This window comes from Pseudomonas sp. P5_A2_2 (assembly GCF_054177685.1).
Map to the genome: position 1 here is coordinate 1 of NZ_JBGCUL010000299.1, position 5,000 is coordinate 5,000.

The following is a 5,000-nucleotide window of genomic DNA, read 5'->3' on the forward strand; positions in this document are numbered from 1 at the left end:
ACCCAGGACAAACGCTTCGCGCAGTTCATTCACATGAACAAGCTGCTGGAGCAGATGAGCTTGCAGGTCATCCAGAAATCCAGCCTCTGAGATCCCCTGTAGGAGCGAGCTTGCTCCGGGCGGCGTTCCGACGAAGGTCGTCAACGATAACGCTCGCTCATTAACCAAACGCGGCAAATCCGCCTCCACCGAACAGCATTGGCCTCTACCCCGGCATTCGACTGCATAACAAGACTTTTTATAAGGGAATCCCATGTCCAAGACTCAGTTGTTCGACCTCGACGGCAAGATCGCTTTCGTCTCCGGCGCCAGCCGTGGCATCGGTGAAGCCATCGCCAAACTGCTGGCCCAGCAAGGCGCTCACGTGATCGTGTCGAGCCGCAAGCTYGAAGGCTGTCAGCACGTCGCCGACGCCATTATCGCCGCCGGCGGCAAGGCCACCGCCATCGCCTGCCACATCGGCGAAATGGAACAGATCAGCCAGGTCTTCGCCGGCATCAAGGAACAGTTCGGCCGCCTGGACATCCTGGTCAACAACGCCGCGACCAACCCGCAGTTCTGCAACGTGCTGGACACCGACCTCAGCGCCTTCCAGAAAACCGTCGACGTGAACATTCGCGGCTACTTCTTCATGTCGGTCGAAGCCGGCAAGCTGATGCGCGAAAACGGTGGTGGCAGCATCATCAACGTGGCCTCGATCAACGGTGTTTCGCCGGGGATCTTCCAGGGTATTTACTCGGTGACCAAGGCGGCCGTCATCAACATGACCAAGGTGTTTGCCAAGGAGTGTGCGCAGTTCGGGATTCGCTGCAATGCCTTGCTGCCGGGCCTGACCGACACCAAGTTCGCCTCGGCACTGGTGAAAAACGAAGCCATCCTGAACACCGCGCTGCAACAGATTCCGCTCAAGCGCGTGGCTGACCCAAGCGAAATGGCCGGCGCAGTGTTGTACCTGGCCAGCGACGCCTCCAGCTACACCACAGGTGTTTCGTTGAATGTGGATGGCGGATTCCTGTCCTGATTGCCTGAGTGCACCCTCTGTGGGAGCAAGCTTGGTCCCACAGAGAGATACCCCCCGAGCAAGTCGGGGTTGTTGCCCATCGAAGCGCCCTGATTTACTGCGTGACGCAACGCGTCGTGGTGGTGACTCGGGTCACCTGCCCGCCTTCGCCCCGTACATCGCCCAGGACATCGGTTTTATCCATGGTCTGGCAGGTTCGTTCAGGAGGGGGTGGCGTGACCGGTGGAAGGGGTGGCGGACTGGCACAGCCGCCGAGAATCGCTACGCAAAATGCCAGCGACAAAGGGGAGATAACGCGCTTCCCAAGAGCCTTCATAAGTTGACCCGCGACAAGTGATCGACACATTTTTTGTGACAACAGAACCGGCGCGCAAATCCACACACCTGCCACAAAAATAAAAATCTGCGAATCACTTATGGCCCGACCGGTGGCATTTGCGCCTTATCGCTGCTCCTTTGGCTGCCACTATTTCGAGAACAGTCCCCACTCCCGCGCCCAGACAATCGCTTCATTGCGGCTGTGCACATTGAGTTTGGAATACACCGCCGCCACATGGTTGCGCACTGTGTTCGGCGCGAGTTTCAGGCGCGCGGCGATTTCCTTGTCGGCCCGGCCTTCGCATATCAGGCCCAGCACTTCGCGCTCACGGGCAGTCAGGTCGGTGAAGGACACACTGGGCAACTTCGGTGAATTGACATGCTTCACCCTGGCCAGTTTTTCGATCAGCGTGCGGCTGAACCATGAGGCGCCCTTCATCGCTTCCTCGATGGCCGACACCAGTTCCAGCTCGGTGCGCTTGCGCTCGGTGATGTCCACCAGCACCAGCAGATAGCACGGGTTGTCTTGAATGTTCACCGTGTCCGCCGACACGGTGCAATCGATCAGCCCGGCGTCTTTTCTGCGCACGCGCACATCGATGCGGTCCAGACTGCCGGTTTTCTCCAGCGCGGCGAACAGCCAGATGCGCGCATTTTTGTCATCGATGAAGTCGATCTGCGCAATGCTGATCCCAAGCACTTCCTCACTGGGATAACCGAGGGTATCGAGGAACGCTTCGTTGACGTCCAGCACCCGTTGATCGGCCGCGCCACACAGCAGAATCGGCACCGGGGACAGGCGAAACGCAGTAGCGAAGCGTTGCGAGGCACTGGCCCGGTCGGTGACATCGTCCATGATCAGCACCAGCGATTCCGGCTCGCCACGGCTGTCGACCAACACCAGACTGCGCACTCGATGGACCCAGGTGCGTTCATCGCCCGCCGCCGACGTCACTTCTACCAGCACATCGCTGAACGTCTCGCCGCGAACCACCCGGTTGATCGGGTAGCTGTCGACCGGCACGACGTGATTGTTGTGATAGCGCAGGGTGAATTTTTTCGCATACGCCTTGGCGCTGCTACACAGATCGCTGATCTGCACGGCACCGTGCATGGCCAGCGCCGCCTCGTTGGCCCACAGGATGCTCTGGTCGGGATCCAGCAGAATCACTCCGTCGGACAGGCCGGCGATGATTTGTTGCAGCTGGCGGCGATTGGCTTGCGTGGTCAGGACGTCCTGGCTCATAGCGACTCCAAAAGTAGGGTGACCCTGTGAAGACTACGACCGCCGGAGTTTTGGTTAGTGCAACGAACCCTGTGGGAGCGAGCCCGCTCCCACAGGGATCTCCATCATTTTCTGTCAGCGAAAAGCTTGAAGGGCCGGTGGCCCTCTGACTATTGCACGTTAAAGGACGCGCCCAGTCCCGCCAACTTGTCCGGATTACGCATGATGAACACCCGATTCACCCGCCCCGTTTCGTCGAAACCAAACGTCATCGACGCGGTGATAACACCGTCGGCCTTGATCATCACCCCTTGAGCACCATTGATTTCAATGGGCAGCCAYTCACACATTTGCCAATAGGCGTGCAACGACTGACCAATGAAGTCCAGCACGCTTTCGATGCCAAACAGGGTTTCGCGGATGGCCGGGGCCTTGCCGCCGCTGTCGGCGCACAGTTCAACGTCTTCGCTCAGCAAGACGCTCAAGGAAGCGGTCGAGCCGCTGGCGATAGCCCCGTGAAACGCACCCAGCAATTGGCTTTGACGCACGGGTTCCGGCTGGTAACGGGCGTGTCCGTTGCCGAGACTGGCCTTGGCCCGAGACACCAATTTGCGGCAAGCGCCTTCCTGCACTCCGACTGCGTCGGCGACTTGCGGGTAATCCATGTCGAAAATTTCGTACAGCAGGTACGCGGCGCGCTCCTTGGGTGTCAGCCGCTCCAGCAACAACACGAATGCGGTGGACAGCGACGAAGCCAGTTCATGCATCTGCTCGGGTGAGTCCTGATGGGCCGTGTGAATCGGCTCCGGCAGCCAGGTGCCGATGTAGTCGACCCGGGATTTGTGCGCCGAGCGCAGCACATCGATGCAGTGCCGGGTGCAGGTCGTGGTCAGCCAGGCGGCCGGCGTGGCGATGGCGGCGCGATCGGCCTCCAGCCACTTGATGAACAACTCTTGCACCGCATCCTCGGCTTCGGCGCGCGAGCCGAGGATGCGATAGGCCAGACCGAGCAAAAAGGGCCGACGCTGCTCGAATACAGTGGCGGTGTTTTCAGCGCAATTCATCAGTCAGTGCCTCGACACCTGCAAGCGGTTCCACAGGTTGATCATGCCGATCTCGGCCGTCAAGGCGCCGATCTGTTCGTCGTTGAAATGCGCTCTCAGTTCACCGCGCAGGCTGGCGTAATCGGTGTTTTCATCGAGCACGGTCAGGGCTTCGGTCCATGCCAGCGCGGCGCGCTCCGAAAGGCTGAAGTCACTCACGTGACGCCAGACGATCAGGCGATCCAGGCGCTCGTTGGTTTCATTGGCCTCACGGGCTTCGCGAGTGTGCATCTTCACGCAGAAACCACATTGGTTGATCTGCGAGGCGCGCAGGTGGATCAAATGCCTGAGCGTGGGATTGAGATCACTATTATCGAGAACGACATGAACCTGGGTCAGGCTTTCGAAAACCTGTTGGATCGATTGCAGCAGATTGACCGGTTGGGTGTTGGACGACATCGTGTTGCTCCACTGATTGAGGGATTCAACTGGATGACGATTGAGGATTGCGCGTTGTGACGTGCGCTGAAAGTTTCAGCGCACGTCACTTGGTTCAGGCCGCCAACTCGCCCTTCGCTACCGCCGCCGAAGCCGCCAGCATCGCCCGCAACAGCACCGCACACCCGGCCGCCAGGTCATCCGGCGCGGCGTTTTCGATTTCGTTGTGGCTGATGCCGCCTTCGCAGGGCACGAAGATCATTCCGGCCGGGCCGAGTTCGGCGAGGAAGATCGCGTCGTGCCCTGCTCCGCTGACGATGTCCATGTACGACAGGCCCAGGCCTTGGGCGGCGCCGCGCACGGCYTCGACGCAGCCCTTGTCGAAGTACAACGGCGGGAAGTCGGCCGTTGGCGTGAGCTCGAAGGTCAGGCCGTGTTCGTCGCAGGTGGTTTCAATGACTTCGCGCACTTCGGCGATCATCGAGTCCAGGCGCGCCGGTTCCAGATGGCGGAAGTCCAGGGTCATGCGCACTTCGCCGGGGATGACATTGCGCGAGCCGGGATAGGCTTGCAGGCAACCGACGGTGCCGCAGGCATGGGGTTGGTGGCTGAGGGCGGCGCGGTTGAGCGCTCCGACGATCACCGCGGCGCCGACCAGGGCGTCCTTGCGCAGGTGCATCGGGGTCGGGCCGGCGTGGGCTTCGACGCCGCGCAGTTTGAGGTCGAACCATTTCTGCCCGAGGGCGCCCATGACTACGCCTATGGTCTTGCGCTCGTCTTCAAGGATCGGGCCTTGTTCTATGTGGGCTTCGAAATAGGCACCGACTTTGTGGCCACTGACTTTGCGCGGGCCGGCGTAGCCAATGGCATTGAGTGCTTCACCGACCGTCACGCCCTCGGCATCGACCTTGGCCAGGGTTTCCTCGAGGGTGAACTTTTCGGCGAACACGCCGGA

At 60.4% G+C, this 5,000-nt stretch carries 6 protein-coding genes; 2 read left to right on the top strand and 4 right to left on the bottom strand.

Translation table 11 applies throughout. The annotated features are described in order from the left end of the window. Together ACXRVY_RS16795 and ACXRVY_RS16800 are read left to right on the top strand one after the other, a co-directional pair. Positions 1 to 90, top strand: a 90-nt coding sequence (locus ACXRVY_RS16795; protein ID WP_458237804.1) for a hypothetical protein, incomplete at its 5' end; no start/stop codon positions are given. Positions 91 to 253: 163 nt separating this feature from the next. After that, a complete protein-coding gene (locus tag ACXRVY_RS16800; protein ID WP_007976320.1) occupies positions 254 to 1,021 on the top strand; it encodes an SDR family oxidoreductase in 768 nt (255 codons plus the stop codon). 466 nt (positions 1,022 to 1,487) lie between these two features. Here ACXRVY_RS16800 and ACXRVY_RS16805 read toward each other — a convergent pair whose 3' ends face one another. The 4 genes from ACXRVY_RS16805 to ACXRVY_RS16820 form a co-directional block, all read right to left on the bottom strand. Continuing rightward, entirely contained in the window at positions 1,488 to 2,585 is a 1,098-nt protein-coding gene (locus ACXRVY_RS16805; RefSeq protein WP_458237802.1) for a LuxR C-terminal-related transcriptional regulator, read from the bottom strand. A 149-nt stretch (positions 2,586 to 2,734) separates the two neighbouring features. Continuing rightward, positions 2,735 to 3,628, bottom strand: coding sequence for a sigma-70 family RNA polymerase sigma factor (locus ACXRVY_RS16810; RefSeq protein ID WP_223461882.1), 894 nt, complete (start codon positions 3,626 to 3,628; stop codon positions 2,735 to 2,737). A 3-nt stretch (positions 3,629 to 3,631) separates the two neighbouring features. Beyond that, a complete protein-coding gene (locus ACXRVY_RS16815; protein ID WP_223461884.1) occupies positions 3,632 to 4,066 on the bottom strand; it encodes a carboxymuconolactone decarboxylase family protein in 435 nt (144 codons plus the stop codon). 94 nt (positions 4,067 to 4,160) lie between these two features. Then, positions 4,161 to 5,000 (bottom strand): hydantoinase/carbamoylase family amidase (locus tag ACXRVY_RS16820; RefSeq protein WP_458237803.1); only part of this gene is annotated, 840 nt, incomplete at its 5' end.

What these genes read in the sequence shown, in the direction of transcription:
- ACXRVY_RS16805 (WP_458237802.1), bottom strand. Translation starts at nt 2,585, where the DNA reads ATGAGCCAGGACGTCCTGACCACGCAAGCCAATCGCCGCCAGCTGCAA.
- ACXRVY_RS16815 (WP_223461884.1), bottom strand. Translation starts at nt 4,066, where the DNA reads ATGTCGTCCAACACCCAACCGGTCAATCTGCTGCAATCGATCCAACAG.